This window comes from Rhodanobacter sp. FW106-PBR-R2A-2-24 (assembly GCF_058789615.1).
In genome coordinates, this window is sequence record NZ_JBYTBV010000002.1 from 2658372 (window position 1) to 2679850 (window position 21479).

Sequence of the window (21479 nt, forward strand, 5' to 3'; positions counted from 1 at the left end):
AGCATCGCGCGGAGGCATCGGCTAGAATAATCGCCCCTTTGGCACGGCGTCGTTCCCCGCATGATCGTTCTCGACGGGCAGAGCGCCCTTTCCAGTTTCCGCCTTGACCGGTTGAATGCCCGCCTCGATGCCGCGCATCGCGGGGCGCGGGTGCAGGCGGCGTGGTTCGTGTATTTCCTCGATGCCGCCGCCACGCCGGAAGGCACGCTGCGCCAGCGCCTGCTGGAGGTGTTGGAGGCGAAGGATGCCGCGCCCATGCCGGCCACGCTGTGGGTGGTGCCGCGCCTGGGCACCATTTCGCCGTGGTCGAGCAAGGCCACCGACATCCTGCACGGCGCCGGCTTCGCGCTGCACCGGGTGGAACGCGGCACGGCCTGGCAACTCGTCGGCCTGCCGGCGGACGGCACGGAGGCCCACGCCGCCGTGCTGGCGCTCCTGCACGATGCGATGACGCAATCGGTGCTGGGCACGCTGGACGAGGCGCAAGGCCTGTTCCTGGGCGGCACGGCGGGCCCGCTGGTACGCATTGCGCTGGGCAGCGACGGCCGCGCCGCGCTGGCCAGGGCCAATGCGGAACTGGGCCTCGCGCTGGCGCGCGACGAGATCGACTACCTGGCCGAGCGCTACGCCGAGCTGGGCCGCGATCCCAGCGATGCCGAGCTGTTCATGTTCGCCCAGGCCAACTCCGAACACTGCCGGCACAAGGTGTTCAACGCCAGCTGGACGGTGGACGGCGCCGAGCAGGACAAGAGCCTGTTCGCGATGATCAAGCACACCCACCAGTGCTCGCCCGCCCACACGCTGTCGGCCTACCACGACAACGCGGCGGTGATCGAAGGCGCGACCGGCGCGCGCTTCTTCGCCGACGACGACGGCGTGTGGCGCGCGCACGAGGAAATGATCGACTACGCGATCAAGGTGGAGACGCACAACCATCCCACCGCCATCGCGCCATGGCCGGGCGCGGCCACCGGCGCCGGCGGCGAGATCCGCGACGAGGGTGCTACCGGTCGCGGCGCCAAGCCCAAGGCCGGCCTCTCCGGCTTCTCGGTGTCCGACCTGCGCATCCCCGGCCACCCGCAGCCGTGGGAAGTGGATCGCCCGCTGCCGCCGCGCATGGCCAGCGCCTTCGAGATCATGCGCGATGGCCCGCTGGGCGCCGCCGCGTTCAACAACGAATTCGGCCGGCCGTGCCTGGGCGGCTATTTCCGCAGCTACGAGCACGAGACGGGCGAAGTCGGCCTGCGCCGCGGCTACGACAAGCCGATCATGCTGGCCGGCGGCCTGGCCAACATCCGCCGCGAGCATGTGCGCAAGCATGAGCTGCAACCCGGCCACGCGGTGGTCGTGCTGGGTGGCCCGGCCATGCTGATCGGCCTGGGCGGCGGCGCGGCCTCGTCGGTGGCCTCGGGCGCGTCCAGCGCGGAACTCGACTTTGCCTCGGTGCAGCGCGACAACGCCGAGATGGAACGCCGCTGCCAGGAAGTGATCGACGCCTGCTGGCGCCGTGGCGGCAAGAGCCCCGTCGTCAGCATCCACGACGTCGGCGCGGGCGGCCTCTCCAACGCCATCCCCGAGCTGCTCAACGACTCCAGCGTCGGTGGCGAGATCGATCTCGACCAGGTGCCTTGCGACGACCCCGCGCTCTCGCCCATGCAGGTGTGGAGCAACGAATCGCAGGAACGCTACGTGCTCGGCATCGCGCAGGAGAACCTGCCCGAGTTCGAGGCTTATTGCCGCCGCGAACGCTGCCCCTACGCCGTCGTCGGCGTGGCGACGGAAGAACGCCGCCTGCGCGTCACCCGTACCACCCCTGACTCTGCCGAGGCTCGCGTCTCGCGTCCCGCGTCCCGCGAAACGGTCATTGACCTGCCCATGGACGTGCTGTTCGGCAAGCCGCCGCGCATGCACCGCGACGCCAAGCGCATCAAGCCGCGCGTGGATCTGGTGCCCGACCTGACCGGCATCGGCATGGACGAGGCGCTGTTGCGCGTGCTGCGCCTGCCCACCGTGGGCAGCAAGAGCTTCCTCATCCACATCGGTGACCGCAGCGTGGGCGGCCTGTGCCACCGCGATCCCATGGTGGGCCCGTGGCAGGTGCCAGTGGCCGATTGCGCGGTGACCCTGGCCGATTTCGACGGCTATGCCGGCGAAGCCATGGCGATGGCCGAGCGCGCGCCGCTGGCGCTGCTCTCCAGCGCGGACGCCGCGCGCATGGCGGTGGGCGAGGCGATCACCAACCTCGCCGCCGCATCCATCGCCGCGCTGGGCGAGGTACGCCTGTCCGCCAACTGGATGGCCGCGGTGAACCACCCCGGCGAGGATGCCGCGTTGTTCGACGCGGTGAAGGCGGTGGGCATGGAACTGTGCCCGACGCTGGAGATCTCCATCCCGGTCGGCAAGGACTCGCTCTCCATGCAGACCGTGTGGAAGGACGGCCAGACGCCGCAGCGCACGGTGGCGCCGGTGTCGCTGGTCGTCACCGGCTTCGCCCGCGTGGACGATGCGCGCCGCACGCTCACGCCGCAATTGCGGCTGGATCGTGGCGAGAGTGAGCTGTGGCTGATCGACCTCGGCGCCGGGCGTGACCGCCTGGGCGCCTCGGCGCTCACCCAGGTGTTCAACCGTGGCGGCGGCGTGCCGCCCGACCTCGATGACGCCGGCCGGCTCAGGGCCCTGTTCGAGCTGGTGCAGGAAGCCAACCGCGCCGGCCTGGTGCTGGCCTACCACGACCGCTCCGACGGCGGCGCCATCGTCACCCTGCTGGAGATGGCCTTCGCCGGCCACTGCGGCCTGGAAATCCATCTGGACGGCTGGGCCGATGCCGCGCTGCGCGCGCTGTTCAACGAGGAACTGGGCGCCGTGCTGCAGGTGGCGAAAGCCCAGCGCGAGACCTTCAAGGCCTTGCTGGCGAAGCACGGCCTGGCCGGCATCGGCCACCGCATCGGCCGGCCCAAGGAGAAGCTGGGCATCAAGCTGTTCTCCGCCGGCGAAACCGTGTTCAAGTGGCAGTGGAGCACGCTGTACAAGGCGTGGAACGAAACCAGCCACGCCATGCAGCGCCTGCGTGACAACCCGGTCAGCGCCGATGCCGAGCTGGCGTGGCGGCTGGACGACGCCGCGCCTGGCCTGACGCCCAAGCTCGGCTTCGATCCCGCCGCCGACGTGGCCGCACCCTTCATCGCCCGTGGCGCGCGCCCGCGCGTGGCCGTGCTGCGCGAGCAGGGCGTCAATGGCCAGGTGGAAATGGCCGCCGCCTTCAGCCGCGCCGGCTTCGAGGCGGTGGACGTGCACATGAGCGATCTGGCCAGCGGGCGGATCGCGCTGGCCGACTTCCGCGGCTTCGCCGCCTGCGGCGGCTTCTCCTACGGCGACGTGCTGGGCGCCGGCCGCGGCTGGGCCACCTCGATCCTCTACAACGAGGCGCTGCGCGCGCAGTTCGCCGCTTTCTTCGCCGACAACAGCAAGTTCGCGCTGGGCGTGTGCAACGGCTGCCAGATGATGAGCCAGCTCAAGGAGATCATCCCCGGCGCCGAGCATTGGCCGCAGTTCCTGCGCAATGCCTCCGAACAGTACGAGGCGCGCGTGGCCACGCTGGAGGTGCTCGATTCGCCCAGCCTCTTCTTCCAGGGCATGGCCGGCTCGCGCATCCCGGTGGTGGTGGCGCATGGCGAGGGCCGCGTGCACTTCCCGTCGGGCTGCGCCCCGGGCAAGGCGCAGGCGGCGGTGCGCTTCGTGGATAACCGCGGCAAACCCACCGAGGCCTTTCCGCTGAACCCCAACGGTTCGCCCGGCGGCCTGGCCGGCTTCACCGCGGCCGATGGCCGCGTCAGCATCCTGATGCCACATCCCGAGCGCGTTTTCCGCACTGTACAGATGAGCTGGGCACCGGACAGTTGGGGGGAAGATTCGCCATGGCTGCGCATGTTCCGCAACGCCCGGGTGTGGTGCGGCTGAACCCGCCGTCCGCGCCGCGTCGATGGTCGCACTGGCTGTCGGCGCTGGCCTGGGCGCTGCTCCTGGCCGCGTTGCCATGGTGGCTGGGCCTGCCGTTGTTGCTGGCTGGCGCGCTGCTGCTGTGGTGGCCCGCACTGGCACCGCCCAGTCCAGCGGTAGTGCGGCAGGGGCTGCGCTGGGGATTGGCCGGGCTGCTGCTGGCCGTGTTGCGCGCCAGTGGCGTGGATGCCTTGGGCTGGCTGTTCACCCTGCTGGCCGCATTGGCGGGTTTCTCGCTGCTGATGCTGTTGGAAGGCTGGCTGGATGGTGGCCGTGCATCGCCCATCGAGGATGCGGGCGAGGCCGCGTGGCCCGAGCTGGCGCTGGCGCCGGTGGGGCCGTCCGCCGCGATCATCGAGCTGCGGCCGCCCGCGTGGCGCACGCCGGAGGAGGGCTTGACCGATCCGCAGGGCGGTGAGCTGCGCTGGCGGGCCGGCGTGATGACGCTGGGCGACGGCCGCCGGCTGGAAGGGGTGGAGGCGCGCGGCGCGGTTGGCGACGATGGTCGCTGGCTGGTGCTCCGCCTCGCCGATGCACGCGGCGCGTGGCTGCTGGATGGCCGCAGCGGTCGTTGCCGGCGCCTGCGTGGCTGGGAGCTCGCCGGCTGGCACGGCGGCGAGCCGTGGCTCAGCCGGGGCGCGGATCGCATGCCGCAGCCACTGGCGCATGTGCTGGGCGGCGGGTGAAGGAAGGCCCGCCGAGCGGCAACCGAAACTTGATGCAGGCGTTCGACCAGGGATATGCACGCCATGAATAATCATTTCACCCCCGCCGTGCCGGAACTCAGCGTGATCGTGGTCGCGGCCGACAGTGGCGCGGACTTGCGCGACTGCGTGCGGCAGGTGCTCGCGCTCGACACGCCGCTGGAACTCATCCTGGTGGACAACGCCTCCACCGACGGCGTGCCGCAGGCACTGGCGCGCGCCAACGAATACGAGCCGCGTTTCCGCCTGCTGCAAAACCACCGCAACCTCGGCTTCGGCCCGGCGGTGAATCGCGCGGCCGAACAGGCCAAAGCCAGGCAGCTCCTGGTGCTGAACCCCGACTGCGAGATCGATCAGGTCAGCCTTGACCGCCTGCTGGCCGCGTTCGGGAGCGAACCGCGGGTGGGCCTGCTCGGCGCCGTGGTTTGCGACGCGGCGGGCCGCCCCGATCCGGCCAGCTGGCGGCGTGATCCGCTCTTGCATCGCGCGCTGGCCACGCTGTTCGACGGCAAGGGCGAACGGGTCGAAGTGAACGAGGCCGTGCCCGAGCGGGTGTTCGAGGTGGAAGCGATTTCCGGCGCGCTGATGCTGCTGCCGCGCAACCTGTTCCAGCGCCTGGGCGGCTTCGACGAGGGCTATTTCCTGCACTGCGAGGATCTCGACCTGTGCCGCCGCGTGCGCGATGTCGGCTGGCGCGTGCTGCTGGCCGGCGACGTGCGCGTCGTGCATCGCAAGGGCGGCTCCGGCCGGCATCGGCCGGTGTTCGTCAGCCGGCACAAGCACGGCGGCATGTGGCGCTGGTTCCGCAAGTTCGATCCCGCCGCGCACCGGCCGCTCGTGGCCATGGCGGTGTGGCTGGGTATCTGGGGCCACTTCCTGTTCAAGGTGCCTGGTCTGCTGTTGCACCGGCAGGTTGCCGGAAAATGAGATGATGGCGGGCTCGCGCCCAGTCGCCGGATGCCTGCCTTTCCTCGCTAGCCATGCACTCACGCCACCCGCTGCTGCCCACCCTGGGTCTTTTGTTGATGACCGCGGTCTGGGGCTCCACCTTCGTGCTCATCAAAAACGTGGTGGCGCGCATGCCGGTGGCGGATTTCCTCGCCGTGCGCTTCGCCGTGGCCGCGCTGGCCATGCTGCTGCTGTTCCCGCGCCACGTGCATCGTCTGGGCCGGCAGGGGCTGGCGCGCGGGCTGCTGCTGGGCGGCATCTACGGTGTTGGCCAACTGCTGCAGACTTGGGGGCTGGCGCTGATCTCGCCCAGCGTCAGCGGCTTCGCCACCGGCATGTATGTGGTGTTCACTCCGATCCTCGCCACCGTGCTGCTGCGCCAGCGCATGGCCGGCGTGGTGTGGCTGGCGGTGCTGCTGGCCACCGGCGGGCTGGCGTTGTTGTCGTTGAACGGCTACTCGGTCGACCTCGGCGTGTGGCTCACCCTGGCGTCGGCCGCGCTGTACGGACTGCACATCGTGCTGCTCGGCCAGTGGTCGCGCGCCGCGGATGCCTTCGGCCTGTCCGCCGTGCAGATGGTGGCCATCGCCCTGGTCTGCCTGCTGGCCACGCTGCCGCATGGTGGCCCGACGGCGCCGCCCGACGCCGCCGCGTGGTGGGCCGTGCTCTACATGGCGCTGCTTGCCGGTGCCGGCGCGATGGTCATGCAGACCTGGGCGCAGGCCCACCTGCCGGCCACCCGCGCGGCCATCGTGATGACCAGCGAGCCGGTCTTCGCCGCCGCCTTCGCCGTGCTCCTGGGCGTCGATGCGCTCACCTGGCGCATGCTGGCCGGCGGCGCGCTGGTGCTGGGCGCGATGTATCTGGTGGAACTCGCGCCGCGCACCGCCAGCGCGCCCGTCGCCGAGGCGATGCACCACGAGGTGTGAAGCGCCGGATTGGCCGGCGGCGGGCGCGCCTCGGCCTGACTTCGGCCTGACCATCCCCGGCGACTTTTATTGTGACCCATGCCGCGCATTCGTTAAGCTCACGGCGCTTGTCTGGCCGCACCATGGCCGTTCCGGGAACATTCTTGAGCACCGAAGCTTCCAAACCACGCCGTCCATCCTTGCTTGTCGCCGCGCTGCTGGCGCTGCTGGTGGCCGCGCTCAACATCGGTCTGTGGTGGTGGGGCAACCGCCCGCACGGCCCGGCGGACTGGCATGGCCCGATCGGCGGCTTCGCGCTGTCGGCGTTCCAGCGCTACCAGAGCCCGCTGAAGGGGGACTTCCCCAGCGACGAGCAGATCGATGGCGACCTGAAGCTGCTGCGCCAGTACAGCCCGAACATCCGCACCTACGCGATGCTGCAGAACCCGCAGATCCCGCGGCTGGCCGAGCGCGACGGGCTGAAGGTGCTGGCCGGTGCGTGGGTCGACACGCGGCTGGACAACAACGACAAGGAAATCGACGCGCTGATCGCGCAGGCGCGGCGTTACCCCGGCACCATCACCCGCGTGCTGGTGGGCAACGAAGTGCTGTTCCGCAACGATGTGCCGCCCGAAAAGCTGATGGGCTATCTGGACCGGGTGCGCGCCGCGCTGCACCAGCCGGTGTCCACCGCCGAGCCGGACTACATCTGGATCAAATACCCCGAGCTGGTGCAGCACGTGGATTTCATCACCGTGCACCTGTTCCCGTACTGGAACGGCATCCCGCGCGCCGACGCGATCAATGCGGCCTGGGGCAGCTACGAGACGCTGCATCATCGCTACCCCGACAAGCCCATCGTGATCGGCGAGATCGGCTGGCCGTCCAACGGCGACCGCTTCAAATATGCCGAGCCCTCGGTGTCGAACGAGGCGATCTTCCTGCGCCAGTGGTTCAACTGGGCGAAGCTGCACCACTTCAGCGACTACTACGTGATGGAGGCCTTCGACCAGCCGTGGAAGGAGCAGCTCTCGGGCCGCACCGAGGCGTACTGGGGCATGTTCAACGCCGACCGCCAGCCGAAGTTTCCGTTCACCGGCCCGGTGACCGAGGACACCGCCTGGCCGTGGAAGGCGCTGGCGGCGAGCCTGCTGGCGTTGCTGCCGATGATCTGGTTCGCACGGCGCTTCGCACGTTTCAAGCTGGGCGGGCGCTTCTTCTTCGCCGCGCTGATCCAGTTCAGCGCGGCCATCATCGTGTGGTCGGCCACGCTGCCGTTCAACTTCTACCTGAGCTGGGTGGACTGGACGATGCTGGTGCTGCTGTTCCCGGCGCAGATCGCCATTCTGGCCATTTTGCTCATCAACGGCTTCGAGTTCACCGAGGTGCTGTGGCGGCCCAAGTGGATGCGCGAGGCCGGCATGCTGCGGCCCGATCCGCCCGAGAAGCAGCCCTTCGTCTCCATCCATCTGGCCTGCTACAACGAGCCGCCGGAGATGGTGCAGGTCACGCTCGATTCGCTGGCGGAACTCGACTACGCCAACTTCGAAGTGCTGGTGATCGACAACAACACCAAGGATCCGGCGGTGTGGGGGCCGGTGAAGGAGTATTGCGAGAAGCTGGGCAAGCGCTTCCGCTTCTTCCACCTGGAACCGTGGCCTGGCTTCAAAGCTGGCGCGCTGAACTTCGGTCTGAAGGAAACCGACCCGCGCGCCGAGGTGGTGGCGGTGATCGACGCCGACTACGTGGTGCGGCCGGACTGGCTCGCCACGCTGACCGGCTATTTCCACGATCCGAAGGTGGCCGTGGTGCAGTGCCCGCAGTCGCACCGCGACTTCGAACAGAACCGTTTCCGCCGCATGACCGCGTGGGAGTTCGACGGCTTCTTCCGCATCGGCATGCACCATCGCAACGAGCGCAACGCGATCATCCAGCATGGCACCATGACCATGGTGCGCCGTAGCGCGCTGGAGGGCACCGGTGGCTGGTCGGAGTGGACCATCTGCGAGGACGCCGAGCTCGGCCTGCGCCTGATGCACGCCGGCTACGAGCTGGTCTACGTCGACGAGCTGATGGGCAAGGGGCTGACCCCGGCCGACTTCAAGGCGTACAAGAGCCAGCGCTACCGCTGGGCCTTCGGCGCCATGCAGATCCTCAAGGGCCGCTGGGACTGGATGACCAAGCCCGGCCCGCTCACCTCGGGCCAGCGCTTCCACTTCCTCACCGGCTGGTTCAGCTGGTTCGCCGACGCGCTGCTGCTCATCTTCACGCTGATGGCGCTGTACTGGACGGCGGGCATGGTGGCTTTTCCGCAGTATTTCAGCCTGCCGATGCAGCTGTTCCTGATCCCGGTGATCGGCTTCTTCTTCGCCAAGATGGTGTTCGGCGTGGTGCTCTACCGCGTGCGCGTGCCGTGCAGCTGGTACGACACCCTCATGGCCTCGGTGGCCAGCATGGGGCTGAGCCACGCCATTGCGCGCGGCATCCTGCACGGCCTCACGCGCAAGAAGACCGCCTTCGTGGTGACCGCCAAGAAGCGCCGCATGGGCGGCTCCAGCCTGGACGCCTTTGCGCCGGTGCGCGAGGAGCTCCTGATGGCGGCGGCGCTGATCCTGTGCATCGTGGGCATGGCGCACGCCTACGGCACGCACTACGTCGAAGGCACGTTGTGGATGTTCATTCTGGGCGCGCAGTCGGTGCCTTATCTCTCGGCGGTGCTCGGCGCGTGGATCGCGCACAGGGCGGGGGATGAGGCGGGCTGATATCGGCGCCGCTGATATCGGCTACGCCGATATCAGCAAATCAGGCATGGACGCTCTTCGGCGATTTTGCGACAAGCCAAAGCCCCCCTCACCCCAACCCTCTCCCCCGGAAAGCGGGGGAGAGGGGGTGGCGGTGGCAGCCAATCGGGCGCGGGCGTGCTTGGCCCCCTCTCCTCCAGGCGAAGCTTGGGGGAGAGGGTTGGGGTGAGGGGGCTTGGCTGTAGCGTGTCCCCAAAAACGCCCCGCCCGTTCAGACCCGCGCCGGGCGGGGGCACGTATCATTCAGCTTTCGTCCCAGGATTCCGCCGCCTTGCTGACCCGCACCCGCTCGCTGTTCCGCGCCTGCTGGCCGTGGCTGCGCCTTCCGTTCTGGGTGTGCCTCGGTCTGTTTGTCGGCTTTGTGTTGCCCTACACGCTGGTGCTGAACAAACGCGTGCAGCAACGTTTCGACGACCTGGTGTTCGCCGTGCCCACGCGCGTGTTCGCGCGGCCGCTGCCGCTGGCCGCGGGCGAGCCGCTGACGTCGGCGGCGCTGCAACTGGAGCTGACCTTTGCCGGCTACAGCGAGGACGGCCAGGGCCAGGTGGGCGGCAGCTGGACGAAGCACGGCGCAAGCTATGTGATCTCCTCGCGCGGCTACGCGGGGCCGGACGGCGGCGAGCTGCCCAAGCGCGTCGAGGTGACGCTGGGGCAGGGCACGGTGACCGCGGTGCGCGACCTGGCCACCGGCAAGGCCGTCGCGCTCGCCCATCTCGACCCCGCGCGCATCGCCACGGTATACGGCGCGCAGCAGGTGGATCGGCGCATCGTGCACCTGACTGACCTGCCGCCGCTGCTGGAGAACGGCCTGATCGCGGTGGAGGATCGCGACTTCCGCCACAACCTCGGCGTCGATTTTTCCGCCATCGCCCGCGCCGCCTTTGCCAACCTGCGCGCCGGCCACACCGTGCAGGGTGCCTCCACGCTCACCCAGCAACTGGTGCGCAACCTGTTCCTGAGTCGCCAGCAGACCTTCAAGCGCAAGATCAACGAAGCGCTGATGTCGATGCTGCTGGAGGCGCACTACAGCAAGGACCGCATCCTGGAGGCCTACGTCAACGAGGTCTTCCTCGGCCAGCAGGGCGACCAGGCGGTGCACGGCTTTGCGGCGGCGGCGGAGTTCTACTTCGGCCGCCCGCTGCGCGACCTGCGGACGCAGGAGATCGCCATGCTGGTGGGCCTGGTGAAGGGGCCGAGCTACTACGACCCGCGCCGCTATCCGGATCGCGCGCTGGCGCGGCGCAACCTGGTGCTGCAGGAATTCGTCACCACCGGCCTGCTCACGCCCGAGCAGGCCAAGGCCGCGCAAGCCACACCGCTGGAGATCGTCAGGAACGGCCAGTTGCCGCATGACCGTTTCCCCGCCTTCATGCAGCTGGTGCGCCAGCAGATCACCAGCGATTTCGACGAGGACACGCTGCGCGAGGGCAACCTGTCGGTCTTCACCACGCTCGACCCGGCCGCGCAGTTGTACGCCGAACAGGCGGTGGCCGAGACGGTGAAAAGCCTGGGCAAGCGCGGTGAGACGACGCAGGCGGCCGGCGTCGTCACGGACGCGCACGACGGCAGCGTGCTGGCGATGATCGGCAGCAAGTTTCCCGGCGACCAGGGCTTCAATCGCGCGCTGGATTCGCAGCGGCCAATCGGCTCCACCATCAAGCCCTTCGTCTACCTGGTGGCGCTGACCGACCCGGCGCACTGGAACCTCGCCACCGCGCTGGACGACGGCCCGATCAGCATGCGCATGCCCAACGGCACGCTGTGGGCGCCGCACAACGACGACGACCAGAGCCACGGCATGGTGCCGATGGTGGACGCGCTGGCCAAGTCGTGGAACCTCGCCAGCATCCGGTTGGGGCTGGCGGTGGGGCTGCCGCGCATCCGCGCCTTCCTGGAATCCTTCGGCCTGAAGAACGTCAACCCCAGCCCCTCGCTCCTGATCGGCGCGCTGGACATCTCGCCATTCCAGCTGGCGCAGATGTACGAATACATCGCCTCCGACGGCCATGCGCTGCCGCTGCTCGCGGTGCGCGGCGTAGTGGACGGCAACGGCCGCACCATCAAGCGCTACGAGGTGCTGGGTGGGCAGGGCGAATACCAGGGTGCGGTGCGGCTCACCACCTGGGCCATGCAGCAGGTGGCGCTGTACGGCACCGCCAGCTCGCTGGGCAACTCCAACCTTGCCGGCCTGCACGCCGCCGGCAAGACCGGCACCAGCAACGAGTTGCGCGACAGCTGGTTCGCCGGTTTCACCGGCGAGCATCTCGCGGTGTTCTGGATGGGCCGCGACGACAACAAGCCGGCGCACCTGTTCGGCGCCACCGGCGCGCTGCGCATCTGGCGCAACCTGTTCGCCAAGCTGCCTACCCGACCGTTGTCGGCGGCGCCCGGCGAGGGCCTCACGATGGCCTGGATCAACCCCGCCGACGGCAAGCCCACCGAACCGCAATGCGCCGGCGCACAGCAGGTGCCGGTGGTGGCCGGCTCGCTGCCCAGCGAGGTCGAGGGCTGCTTCTGGCAAAGCCTGTTCGGCGCCGGCCCGGCGGGCGCGTCGAGCAATGCCGCGCCGCCAACCCCCGGCGCCATGCCGGCACCCGCCGCCGCGCCAGTCGTGGCGCCGGCTGCCGCTGCCATATCCGCCCCCAGCCCCGGACACTGAACCATGTTTGCCGCACGACTCCGAGTGCGCCACGCGGCGCTGCCACTGACCGTGTTGCTGGCCGCCTGCGCCAGCGCCCCCGTGCCGGCGCCACTGCCGCCGCCGCGTCCGGTGCCGACGCCGGCGGCGATGGTCGCGGCGATCCAGACCGCCGGCGCGAGCGAGGAGTCAGTGATCGCGGTGCATCCGCTGGCCGACCCCGGCATCGACGCCTGGAAGGCCACCGCCGAAGCGGACGTGCAGGCCGGCAAGTACGCGGCCGCCGCGCTCAAGCTCGACCAGGCGCTGGGCCGCAGCCCGGATTCGCCCGAGCTGCTGCAGGATCGCGCCGAGGTGGCGATCTATCAGCACGACTACGCGCAGGCGCAGAAGCTGGCACAGGAGTCGTGGACGCTGGGCCCCAAGCTTGGCCCGCTGTGCGCGCGCAACTGGGAAACCATCGCGCAGACGCGCCTGGCCGACGCCGACGATGCCGGCGTCGCTACCGCCAGGAAACGGGTGGCAAAGTGCCACGTACAGGGCATCCAGCGCTTCTGAGCGCCGGCCCGCGCACCCTTCGATTTCCCCGCTTCCAGAACGTGGCCACTCCCGCGGCGGTGCCGTGCGCCTCGCGCAGGGCGAACCGGACGGCGAACCAATGAGGGTCGACGCCGATCCGAGCTTGCTCAGCTCCGCGCCTTGCCGTTGCGCAAGTGACTGATGCAAAAGGTGTTAGGTGGTGCGCCGTGGTGGGGCAAAAATAAATTTCGCCCGCATCGCGCCGGGCATTTCACTTTCGCGCCGCTCGTTCGTCTAGTTCTGTGACGGGCCGGAACTGCCCGCCGACGGCCAGGGTGGGCCGACCGTGCGCCGGCGGTGGCATCGCCGGTCGCGGGGCGTAACCAGCAGTAGCGGATGCGCGCAGCGGAGCCCAAACGGAAGCGGGTTGCCCTGCAAGGTTTCGGAGCTGTACGCGAGCCGGCGTCATGGGCAAGCGGGTCGGCGTCGGGACGACGCTTTTCCAACCATCCGGCGGTACCCCCGTGCCGCCGGATGGTTGGAGGACTTGCCCGCCTTCGCGTCAGCCGTAGGCGCCGCACCATTCCAGCCGCCCACGCTCTTGGGCGATACTGCCCCGATGATGGAACCCGATGACACCGCGCCCGGCCACGCGGCCGCGCTCCTGGGCGAGGACGGCCCGTTCGCACGCGAACTGCCCGATTTCGCCCCGCGCGCGGCGCAGCAGGCGATGGCGGCCGCCGTGGCCGAAGCCATCGCACAACGCGAAACCCTGCTCGCCGAGGCCGGCACCGGCACCGGCAAGACCTATGCCTATCTCGTGCCCGCGCTGACCTCGGGCGAGCGGGTGATCGTTTCCACCGGCACCAAGGCGCTGCAGGATCAGCTCTACTTTCGCGACCTGCCGCGGGTGTGCGGCGTGCTGGGCACGCGCAGCAAGACCGCACTGCTCAAGGGCCGCGCGAACTACCTGTGCCTGTACCGCCTGCAGCAGACCGTGCGCGAGGGCACGGCGCTGGCGCCGGCACAGGCCGCGCAGCTCGCCGCGATCCGCGCCTGGTCCACCCGCACCCGCCACGGCGACCGCGCCGAGCTGGCGCAGGTGCCGGAGGATTCGCCGCTGTGGCCGCAGGTCACCTCCACCGCGGAAAACTGCCTTGGCGTGGAGTGCCCGTTCTACGAGGATTGCCACGTGTTTCGTGCTCGCCGCGAGGCGATGGAGGCGGATCTGGTGGTGGTGAACCATCACCTGCTGTTTGCCGACCTCGCGCTCAAACAGGAGGGCTTCGGCGAAATCCTGCCTGGCGCGGCGGCCTACATTCTGGACGAGGCCCATCAGGTGCCCGAGTTGGCCGGGCAGTTCTTCTCGCAGAGCGTCAGCGCGCGCCAGCTCGGCGAACTGGCGCAGGACGCCTTGCGCGAATGCCACGGCGTCACCGGCGCGGTCAGCCTGCTGCTGGAGCCGGTGGAGGCGCTGCAAGCCGTGCTGCGCAAGCTGCGCTTGGCGATGGCACCGTTGCCGCCGCGCGGCAGCTGCGGCCAGCTCGACGCGTCGGCCGAAGTGCGCGAAGGCTTGCGTGAGCTGGGCGAACTGCTGGCCGCGCTGGCCGACCTGCTGGCCACGCAGGCCGAGCGCTCGCGCGGGCTGGCCAACGTGCACGAGCGCGCCGTGCTGTATGCCGAGCGGCTGGAACGCATCGTCGAGCGGTCTTCCGAACACGACGTGCGCTGGTACGAACTGTTCCCGCGCGGCTTCGCGCTGTATGCCACGCCGCTGGATCTTGCCGCGCCGCTGCGCACCCTGCGCGAACGCAGCGAAGCGGCGTGGATCTACACCTCGGCCACGCTCTCGGTAGCCGGCAAGTTTGAGCACTTCGCGCGCCAGCTCGGCCTGGACGAGCCGCGCACGCTGCTGCTGGAAAGCCCGTTCGACTACGCGCGCCAGGCGCTGTGCTACCTGCCCGAAGGCTTGCCCGATCCCGCCGCGCGCGACTACACCGAGCGCCTGCTCGACGCCGTGCTGCCGGTGCTCACGGCCTCGCAGGGTCGCGCCTTCCTGCTGTTCACCTCGCACCGCGCGTTGCGCCGCGCCGCCGAAATCCTTCCCGCGCGCATGCCCTGGCCGCTCTACGTGCAAGGCAGCGCGCCGCGGCACCAATTGCTGGAGGAATTCCGCCGCAGTGGCCACGGCGTGCTGTTGGGCGCGGCCAGCTTCTGGGAGGGCGTGGACGTGGCCGGCGAGGCGCTCAGCGTGGTGGTGATCGACAAGCTGCCCTTCGCCGCGCCCGACGATCCGGTGCTGGTGGCGCGCCTCGAAGCGCTGGAGCGCGCAGGCATCAACCCCTTCATGGGCTGGCAGGTGCCGGCCGCCGCCATCGCGCTCAAGCAGGGCGCGGGCCGGCTGATCCGCAGCCTCACCGACCGTGGCGTGCTGGTGCTCGGCGATCCGCGCCTGACCAGCAAGGGCTACGGCAAACTCTTCCTCGCCAGCCTGCCCGCCATGCCGCGCACGCGCGAGTTGGCCGACGTGCAGGCATTTTTCGCCTGACCAGGCAGCGTGCAACGCTTGCGGAGGCACCCATGCGCATCTTTTCCCACACCTGCTCCAACACCGAGATCGTCTGCGCGCTGGGCTGCGCGGAGATGCTGGTGGGCGTGGACGCCGATTCCGATTACCCGCCCGAGGCTGTCGCCGGCCTGCCCAAGACCGGGCGTGACCTGCAGCTCGACATCGCCGCCGTGCGCGCGCTCGCGCCCGAGCTCGTGCTGACCTCGCTCACCGTGCCGGGGCACGAACGGGTGGTGGCCGAGCTGGAAGCGGTAGGCCTGCACACCCTGGTCTGCGATCCGCAATCGCTGTCGGACGTGTACGACGACATCCGCCGCATCGCCGTTGCGCTGGGCGTGCCCGAACGCGGTGCGGCGCTGGTCGCCGACATGGACGCCGCGATGCCGGCGGTGGCGCCATCCGGCGAGCGTCCGCGCGTGCTGGTCGAATGGTGGCCCAAGCCGGTGATCGCGGCGGCGAAGCTTTCCTGGGTCAACGACCTCATCGTGCGCGCCGGCGGCAGCAACCCATGGGGCGAGTCCGTCGCCAAGAGCCTGCCGCTGGACAACGCCGCCGCCGCCGCGCAGCGCCCCGACATCGTGGTGATGAGCTGGTGCGGGGTGAAGGTGGAACACTACCGCGCCGACAAGGTGCGTGACCGCGCGGGCTGGGCCGATGTACCCGCCGTGCGCCACGGCCGCATCCATGCCGTGAGCGAGGCCTTCCTCGGTCGTCCCGGGCCGCGCCTGGTGGAGGGTTACCGGCGCCTGCGCGAGGCGGTGGCGGCGTTCAACGCCCGGCAGTGAGGTTGGCGGGCAGCGGGCGCGGTTCGCCGGCGGCCACGACATCGCCGTGCGACAAGTGCAGCATGGTGAGGCCGGGGATGATGAAGAAGCCGACTTCCCAGGGGTTCTTGCGGATGAAGGCCTGGCGCACCTCTTCGTACAGTGGCGCCGTGGCCGGCACCACGTGGGCGCGGGTTTCGAGGATGGTGTAATTCCAGTCGATGGACGCCTCGAAGGTGAATTTTGCGCGCTCGTCGATGGTGAACACGCAGCGCGGCTCGCGTTCGAGCACGTGCAGCTTGAAGGTGTCCGGCACCGATATCACGAATATGTCGTCGTCCACCGTGGAGAGGAAGGCGAGCACGGTGGTGTGCGGCTGGCCCTGGGCGAAGGTGGTGAGCACGCCGATCTTGTTGTCGTGGTCGCGTTCCTCCAGCGTCCCGAGGCGGGTCAATGGCGAGGTGGGCAGCGCGCGTGGCGGGCGCGGGTCGGCAGGGAAGGCGTAGCCCGGTTCGCGATGTTCCTCCACCACGTCGATGCCGTGGATCAGCGTGAACTCCACCGGTGCCAGCGTCAGCCAGTTGTCCTCCACGGCCACCACGCGGCCCTTGTACGAGGCGCGGTACACGTGCAGTTCGGCATCGAACGCGTCGATGCCGGTGCGGTTGTCCAGATGCACCGTGACCAGCGCACCCTCCTGCAGGCAATGCGCGCCGCCCGCGCAGTGTCCGGCGGGGATGAAGATGCGCAGGCGGTTGTCGCGTGTCGGGTAGGCCAGCCCGATGTAGTGCACGATGCCGGTGGGACGATAGGCGGCGAGAATGCTCAGCCGCTGTTCGCCAAGGTAGTCGCGCAGTGCCATGGTTGAGTGCTCCGGGGTGGGTTCAGTCCGCGAGATGGGGAGATGCCGCGCGCACCCACGGCTCGAAATCGGCCAGCGGCAGCGGGCGGCTGAAGTAATAGCCCTGGTAAAGCGTGCAGCCGACGCTGGCGAGGAAATCGCGCTGGGCGGGCGTCTCCACGCCTTCGGCGATCACCGCCAGGCCCAGGCTGTGCGCCAGCGCGGCCACCGAGCGGGCGATGGCGGCGTCGTTGGCGTCGTGCTCCAGCTGGCGCACGAAGGACTGGTCGATCTTCAGTTGATCCAGCGGCAGGCGCTTCAGGTAGGTCAGCGAGGAATAGCCGGTGCCGAAGTCGTCCAGCGAAAAGCGCACGCCGTGGCTGCGCAAGGCCCGCATGGCGGCCACCACCGCGTCGGCATCCTGCACCAGCAGGCTTTCGGTCAGCTCGATCTTGAGCCGATCCGGCCGTGCGCCGGCCCGGGCCAGGAGTTGCAGCACATGGGCGACGAAATCGCCGTGCAGGAATTGCGGCGCGCTGACGTTGACGGCGAGCGTCAGCCCGGCGAAGGCGGGATCATTCGCCCAATCCGCCAACTGCCGGCAAGCGGCGGCCAGCACCCAGTCGCCCAGTCCCTGGATCAGGCCGGTTTCCTCGGCCAGCGGGATGAACAGGGCCGGCGCGAGCAGGCCGCGGCGCGGATGGTTCCAGCGCACCAGCGCCTCGGCCCCCGTCACGCCGTGCCCCGCCGCCACCTGCGGCTGGTAGTACAGCTCCAGTTGATCGGCCGCGATGCCCTCGCGCAGCTCATGCTCCAGCGTCATGCGCTCGGCGATGGCGCGTTCCAGTACGGCATCGAAAAAATGCAGGCGGCCGCGACCGTCGGCCTTGGCCTGGTACATCGCCAGCTCGGCCTGCTTGAACAAGGCATCGGCATCGTGCCGTTCATCGTGAAACAGGGCCACGCCGAGACTGGCGCTGCCTTGGTAGTCGGTGTCGCCCAGTCGGTAGCCGCGCGCCAGTGTCTCCAGCAGGCGCACCGATACGGCTTCGGCGCCGGCGGCGGCCTGTTCCGGCGAGCGGCCCAGCTCGGCCAGCACCACGGCGAATTCGTCGCCGCCCAGCCGCGCCACCGTATCGGCTTCGGCCACGCCACGTGACAGCCGCTCGCCGGCCTGCTGCAGCAGCGCGTCGCCCGCAGGGTGGCCCAGGCTGTCGTTGAGCAGCTTGAAATGGTCGAGGTCGAGCAGCAGCAGGGCGCCGTAGCGGTCGTGGCGCGCCGTCTCGGCCATCGCGCGCTGCAATCGTTCGCGCAGCAGGCTGCGGTTGGCCAGGCCGGTGAGCACGTCGTGGAAGGCCAGCCGCTGGATGCGTTCCTCGGCGCGCTTCTGTCCGCTGATGTCGATGTAGCTGGCCACCATGCGGGTGACCTCGCCCGCCGCATCGCGCACCGTGGCGATGCGCATCCACTTGGGGAACACCTCGCCGTTCTTGCGGCGATCCCAGATTTCCCCCTGCCATTGGCCCGTCTGCGCGATCGAGGCCAGCATGGCCTGGTAGAAGGCCTCGTCGTGGTGGTTGGAGCGAAACAGCCTGGGTGTCTTGCCGAGCACGTCCGCCTCGGCATAGCCCATCATCTCGACGAAGGCCTGATTCACGCGCAGGATGTGCGCCCGTGCGTCGGTCACCATCACCGGTTGCAGGGTCTGGTAAAGCGCCTCGGCGATGCGCAGCTCGTCCTTGGCGGCGCGCAATCGGGCCAGCGTGTCGTGCAGGCGGCGCGAAGGGAACAGATGGTGCAGCATGCTTGGCCAATCACGGATGGCGGCGCCACGCGGCGCGGCACGAAGATAATGCGAAACCGCGCATGCGGGGGATGAAGGCCGCCGGCGGCGTGTTCGCGCACTACGCGGCAGCGGTTTGCCATCATTCCGGCCCGGCGTGGCCCATGGCCGCCCGCGCGCTTGCCGCGTCGCCTGCTGTGATGGACGCTCCATTTCCGGGAGTGCGGCGCATGGACAAGTGGTGGCAGACGGCGACGGCCAAGGTGCTGGGCGTGGGGCTATTGGCCCTCTTGATGACGCTACCGCTGGTGCAGGTGAACGCCCTGGTGGGCGAACGCCAGGCCTTGCGCGCGGCAGCGGTCGAACAGGTGGCGCAGGGCTGGGGCGGCCAGCAGGTGCTGGGTGGGCCGGTGCTGGTGGTGCCCACGCGCGTGGCGCTGGCGACGGCGGCGGGGCAGGCGCCGGCCTGGCGCAGCGGCAGCGAAACCGTACTCGCCGACAGCTTGCGCATCGATGCGGCGCTGGCCACGGCCGTGCGTGGCTACGGCATCTACCGGGTGCCGGTCTACGACGCCACGGTGAAACTCGCGGCCACGTTCCGTGCCGATGACATCGCGCAGTTCCGCGCGGCCAGCGTGGCGGCATGGCAGGGCGACAGGGCCGAGCTGCGCCTGCCGCTGGGCGACCTGCGCGGCCTGCGCGCGGTGGACGTGCGGGTGAATGGACGGCCCGTGCGCATGGATTCCTCGGCGCAGCGCTTCGGCAACTGGCCGACCATCGTGGTGCCGCTGGATCTCGATGCGCTGGGCAAGCAGCCGATCACGGTCGACATCGGACTCACGCTGGCTGGCACCGCAGCGCTGGATTTCCTGCCGTTGGCGCGCAGCACCGAGCTTGCCCTGCGTGCGCCGTGGCGCGATCCCAGCTTCACCGGCGCGGCACTGCCGCTGGCGCACACGATCAACGCGCAGGGTTTTCAGGCGCATTGGCGCCTGCTCGACCTCAACCGCAGCTATGGCCAGCACTGGAACGACGCCGATGAAGCGGTGTTCACTGCCTTGCCCGGCTCCAGCTTCGGCGTGGCGCTGTACCAGCCGGTGGACGTCTACCAGCGCAACGTGCGCGCGGGCAAATACGGCCTGCTGTTCGTCGCGTTGAGCTTCGTGGTGTTCTTCCTGTTCGAGGTGCTGCGGAAGTTGCGCGTGCATCCCGTGCAATACCTGCTGGTGGGCGCGGCGCTGACGACGTTCTACGTGGTGCTGCTGGCGCTCTCCGAGCAGATCGGTTTCGGCGCCGCCTATGCGGTGGCAGCGCTGGCGGTGGCCCTGATCGTGGGTGGCTACGCGGCCGCCGTGCTGCGTGCGCGGCGCGCCGGTGCCCTGCTGGGCGGCGTGCTCGCGCTGATCTACGCGATGCTCTACGGCCTGATCGCCGCCGAGCAGTACGCGCTGCTGGTCGGTGCGCTGGTGCTGCTCGCCACGGTCGCGCTCCTGATGTACCTCACCCGCCGCATCGACTGGTACGCGGCCGCCACCACGCCGGCAGCGGCTATCATGGAGCGGCCATGAACCTGCTTGCCATCGAAACCGCCACCGAAGCCTGCTCCGTCGCCCTGATCCACGGCGACCAGTTGATCGCCCGCAGCGAAATCGCGCCGCGTCGCCACACCGACCTGGTGCTGCCGATGGCCGACGCGCTGCTGGCCGAAGCCGGCCTCGGCCGCCACGCGCTCGATGCCATCGCCGTCGGGCGTGGCCCCGGCGCCTTCACCGGCGTGCGCCTCGCGGTGTCGCTGGCGCAGGGCATGGCGCTGGCGCTGGCGCTGCCCGTGGTCACCGTCTCCTCGCTCGCCGCGCTGGCGCTGGAGGCGCCGGAAGATGGCGATGATGCCGCCATCCTCGCCGTGATCGACGCCCGCATGGGCGAGATCTACGCCGGCAGCTTTCGCCGCGACGGCCACGGCGGGCTGGTCGCGCTGGACGACGAGCGCGTCTGCACCGCCGACGCGCTGGTGTTGCCGGAAGCGAACGCCTGGCAGGTGGTCGGCAGTGGCTGGGCCAGCTACGAAAGCGTGCTGCGCGAACGCCTGGGCGTGGAGCCGCGCCACGCCGACGGCGCCCGTTACCCGCAAGCCGTGCACGTGGCCGAACTCGCCGCCCGCGAGTTCAAGGCCGGCCGCGCACTGCCGCCCGAGCAAGCCCTGCCGGTGTACCTGCGCGACAAGGTGGCGTTGACGCTGGTGGAGCAGGGGAAGCCACAACCCGTGTAGGGGTGTTTCAGTCGCGATGGCGAGGAACATGCTCCGGAGGCTGTATGGTCGGCACAAGCATCGCGTTGGCTGTCTGGCTTGCCTCTTCTGCGGGGACGAGTCATGGGCCGGTAACGTCGCCGCTATCGAAGGCCGAAGTTCACGAAATTGCTGCGCGTGCATCGTGGTCGTTCTGTCACGACTCGGGACGCATCGGCTGCGACCTGTCTCCGATGTTCATGCATGGCGAGTGGGTCGTGATTGCCGAACCGTTGTTCCCCGGGAAGCGCGGCGAGATCCTTTGTTGTGCCGTGGACGCACAGCGCGTCTTCATCTTCACGGCCGCTGGCAAGTTCATTCGGGAAGAGCCGGGCGGGCCCTGAGCACTGGTGCGTTTCGCCGTGTGGTCAGCGCGCCAAAGACGTCCAAGCAACTGTCCCGAAGGAGCGGATCGCATGATCGAACAACAAACCGTCGACGCTGCTGTTGAGTTCGTTCGCGCCATCGGCCAAGGCTCCTGGAGCAACATTCGCTGGGAGCATCAGGACGGCGGCGAATCTCTTCTTGTTGCCGTATCCATTACGGATGCACTGGATTTTGAAATCTCGGAATCCCGACGATTGGCGATTCTTGATGGCCTTGGAAGAATGATTCCAACCTCCGGAAAGGTGCATGGCCCTACCTGGATGGTTGCTTTCTTGCGCGATTCGAAGGTGTTCGACAGCATCTACGGCGAGTTTGATTGAGGCGGTTCGACGTC

General features: G+C 69.3%; 15 protein-coding genes. 13 read left to right on the top strand and 2 right to left on the bottom strand.

The genetic code is table 11. The features are described 5' to 3' along the window. The first annotated feature begins 60 nt into the window (after nucleotides 1-60). The 9 genes from purL (at nucleotide 61) to AC3WQA_RS13280 (ending at nucleotide 15868) form a co-directional block, all read left to right on the top strand. Nucleotides 61-3957: a phosphoribosylformylglycinamidine synthase gene (gene purL / locus AC3WQA_RS13240; RefSeq protein WP_492675511.1), complete on the top strand. Its 3897-nt coding sequence runs from the start codon at nucleotides 61-63 to the stop codon at nucleotides 3955-3957. After that, nucleotides 3915-4682, top strand: coding sequence for a hypothetical protein (locus tag AC3WQA_RS13245; RefSeq protein WP_492675512.1), 768 nt, complete (start codon nucleotides 3915-3917; stop codon nucleotides 4680-4682). Before purL ends, AC3WQA_RS13245 begins: the two co-directional genes overlap by 43 nt. 63 nt (nucleotides 4683-4745) lie before the next feature. Next, nucleotides 4746-5627, top strand: a complete 882-nt coding sequence (locus tag AC3WQA_RS13250) for a glycosyltransferase family 2 protein (protein WP_492675513.1) — start codon at nucleotides 4746-4748, stop codon at nucleotides 5625-5627. Between the two features lie 53 nt (nucleotides 5628-5680). Next, nucleotides 5681-6577: a DMT family transporter gene (locus tag AC3WQA_RS13255; RefSeq protein ID WP_492675514.1), complete on the top strand. Its 897-nt coding sequence runs from the start codon at nucleotides 5681-5683 to the stop codon at nucleotides 6575-6577. A gap of 143 nt (nucleotides 6578-6720) precedes the next feature. Beyond that, nucleotides 6721-9318, top strand: a complete 2598-nt coding sequence (locus AC3WQA_RS13260; protein ID WP_492675515.1) for a glycosyltransferase family 2 protein — start codon at nucleotides 6721-6723, stop codon at nucleotides 9316-9318. Nucleotides 9319-9628: 310 nt separating this feature from the next. After that, a complete protein-coding gene (mrcB, locus tag AC3WQA_RS13265) occupies nucleotides 9629-12016 on the top strand; it encodes a penicillin-binding protein 1B (protein ID WP_492675516.1) in 2388 nt (795 codons plus the stop codon). A 3-nt stretch (nucleotides 12017-12019) separates the two neighbouring features. After that, on the top strand, nucleotides 12020-12553 hold the full coding sequence (locus AC3WQA_RS13270) for a tetratricopeptide repeat protein (protein ID WP_492675517.1): 534 nt from the start codon (nucleotides 12020-12022) through the stop codon (nucleotides 12551-12553). A 580-nt stretch (nucleotides 12554-13133) separates the two neighbouring features. After that, a complete protein-coding gene (gene yoaA, locus AC3WQA_RS13275) occupies nucleotides 13134-15062 on the top strand; it encodes a DNA repair helicase YoaA (protein WP_492675518.1) in 1929 nt (642 codons plus the stop codon). A gap of 32 nt (nucleotides 15063-15094) precedes the next feature. Beyond that, nucleotides 15095-15868 (top strand): ABC transporter substrate-binding protein, encoded by a 774-nt coding sequence (locus tag AC3WQA_RS13280; protein ID WP_492675519.1) that lies wholly within the window; start codon nucleotides 15095-15097, stop codon nucleotides 15866-15868. On the opposite strand, the gene AC3WQA_RS13285 is transcribed toward AC3WQA_RS13280, so the two are convergent. Then, entirely contained in the window at nucleotides 15852-16709 is an 858-nt protein-coding gene (locus AC3WQA_RS13285; RefSeq protein WP_492675520.1) for a hypothetical protein, read from the bottom strand. The genes AC3WQA_RS13280 and AC3WQA_RS13285 overlap by 17 nt on opposite strands. 22 nt (nucleotides 16710-16731) lie before the next feature. After that, nucleotides 16732-18492 (bottom strand): putative bifunctional diguanylate cyclase/phosphodiesterase, encoded by a 1761-nt coding sequence (locus AC3WQA_RS13290; protein ID WP_492675521.1) that lies wholly within the window; start codon nucleotides 18490-18492, stop codon nucleotides 16732-16734. Between the two features lie 209 nt (nucleotides 18493-18701). On the opposite strand from AC3WQA_RS13290, the gene creD reads away from it, so the two are divergent. From creD to AC3WQA_RS13310, 4 genes are all read left to right on the top strand, one after another. Beyond that, nucleotides 18702-20039 carry a cell envelope integrity protein CreD gene (gene creD, locus AC3WQA_RS13295; protein WP_492675522.1) on the top strand — a complete coding sequence of 446 codons (1338 nt, stop codon included), beginning with the start codon at nucleotides 18702-18704 and terminating at the stop codon, nucleotides 20037-20039. Then, a complete protein-coding gene (gene tsaB, locus AC3WQA_RS13300) occupies nucleotides 20036-20740 on the top strand; it encodes a tRNA (adenosine(37)-N6)-threonylcarbamoyltransferase complex dimerization subunit type 1 TsaB (RefSeq protein WP_492675523.1) in 705 nt (234 codons plus the stop codon). Before creD ends, tsaB begins: the two co-directional genes overlap by 4 nt. 44 nt (nucleotides 20741-20784) lie before the next feature. Continuing rightward, complete coding sequence (locus tag AC3WQA_RS13305; protein ID WP_492675524.1) at nucleotides 20785-21102, top strand: hypothetical protein; 318 nt, start codon at nucleotides 20785-20787, stop codon at nucleotides 21100-21102. 72 nt (nucleotides 21103-21174) lie between these two features. After that, entirely contained in the window at nucleotides 21175-21465 is a 291-nt protein-coding gene (locus AC3WQA_RS13310) for a hypothetical protein (protein WP_492675525.1), read from the top strand. Nucleotides 21466-21479: the final 14 nt, after the last annotated feature.

Excerpts from the sequence above, each read along its gene's own strand:
- purL (WP_492675511.1), top strand. The coding sequence starts at position 61 with ATGATCGTTCTCGACGGGCAGAGCGCCCTTTCCAGTTTCCGCCTTGAC.
- AC3WQA_RS13245 (WP_492675512.1), top strand. The coding sequence starts at position 3,915 with ATGGCTGCGCATGTTCCGCAACGCCCGGGTGTGGTGCGGCTGAACCCG.
- AC3WQA_RS13250 (WP_492675513.1), top strand. The coding sequence starts at position 4,746 with ATGAATAATCATTTCACCCCCGCCGTGCCGGAACTCAGCGTGATCGTG.
- AC3WQA_RS13255 (WP_492675514.1), top strand. The coding sequence starts at position 5,681 with ATGCACTCACGCCACCCGCTGCTGCCCACCCTGGGTCTTTTGTTGATG.
- AC3WQA_RS13270 (WP_492675517.1), top strand. The coding sequence starts at position 12,020 with ATGTTTGCCGCACGACTCCGAGTGCGCCACGCGGCGCTGCCACTGACC.
- yoaA (WP_492675518.1), top strand. The coding sequence starts at position 13,134 with ATGATGGAACCCGATGACACCGCGCCCGGCCACGCGGCCGCGCTCCTG.
- AC3WQA_RS13280 (WP_492675519.1), top strand. The coding sequence starts at position 15,095 with ATGCGCATCTTTTCCCACACCTGCTCCAACACCGAGATCGTCTGCGCG.
- AC3WQA_RS13285 (WP_492675520.1), bottom strand. The coding sequence starts at position 16,709 with ATGGCACTGCGCGACTACCTTGGCGAACAGCGGCTGAGCATTCTCGCC.
- AC3WQA_RS13290 (WP_492675521.1), bottom strand. The coding sequence starts at position 18,492 with ATGCTGCACCATCTGTTCCCTTCGCGCCGCCTGCACGACACGCTGGCC.
- creD (WP_492675522.1), top strand. The coding sequence starts at position 18,702 with ATGGACAAGTGGTGGCAGACGGCGACGGCCAAGGTGCTGGGCGTGGGG.
- tsaB (WP_492675523.1), top strand. The coding sequence starts at position 20,036 with ATGAACCTGCTTGCCATCGAAACCGCCACCGAAGCCTGCTCCGTCGCC.
- AC3WQA_RS13305 (WP_492675524.1), top strand. The coding sequence starts at position 20,785 with ATGGTCGGCACAAGCATCGCGTTGGCTGTCTGGCTTGCCTCTTCTGCG.
- AC3WQA_RS13310 (WP_492675525.1), top strand. The coding sequence starts at position 21,175 with ATGATCGAACAACAAACCGTCGACGCTGCTGTTGAGTTCGTTCGCGCC.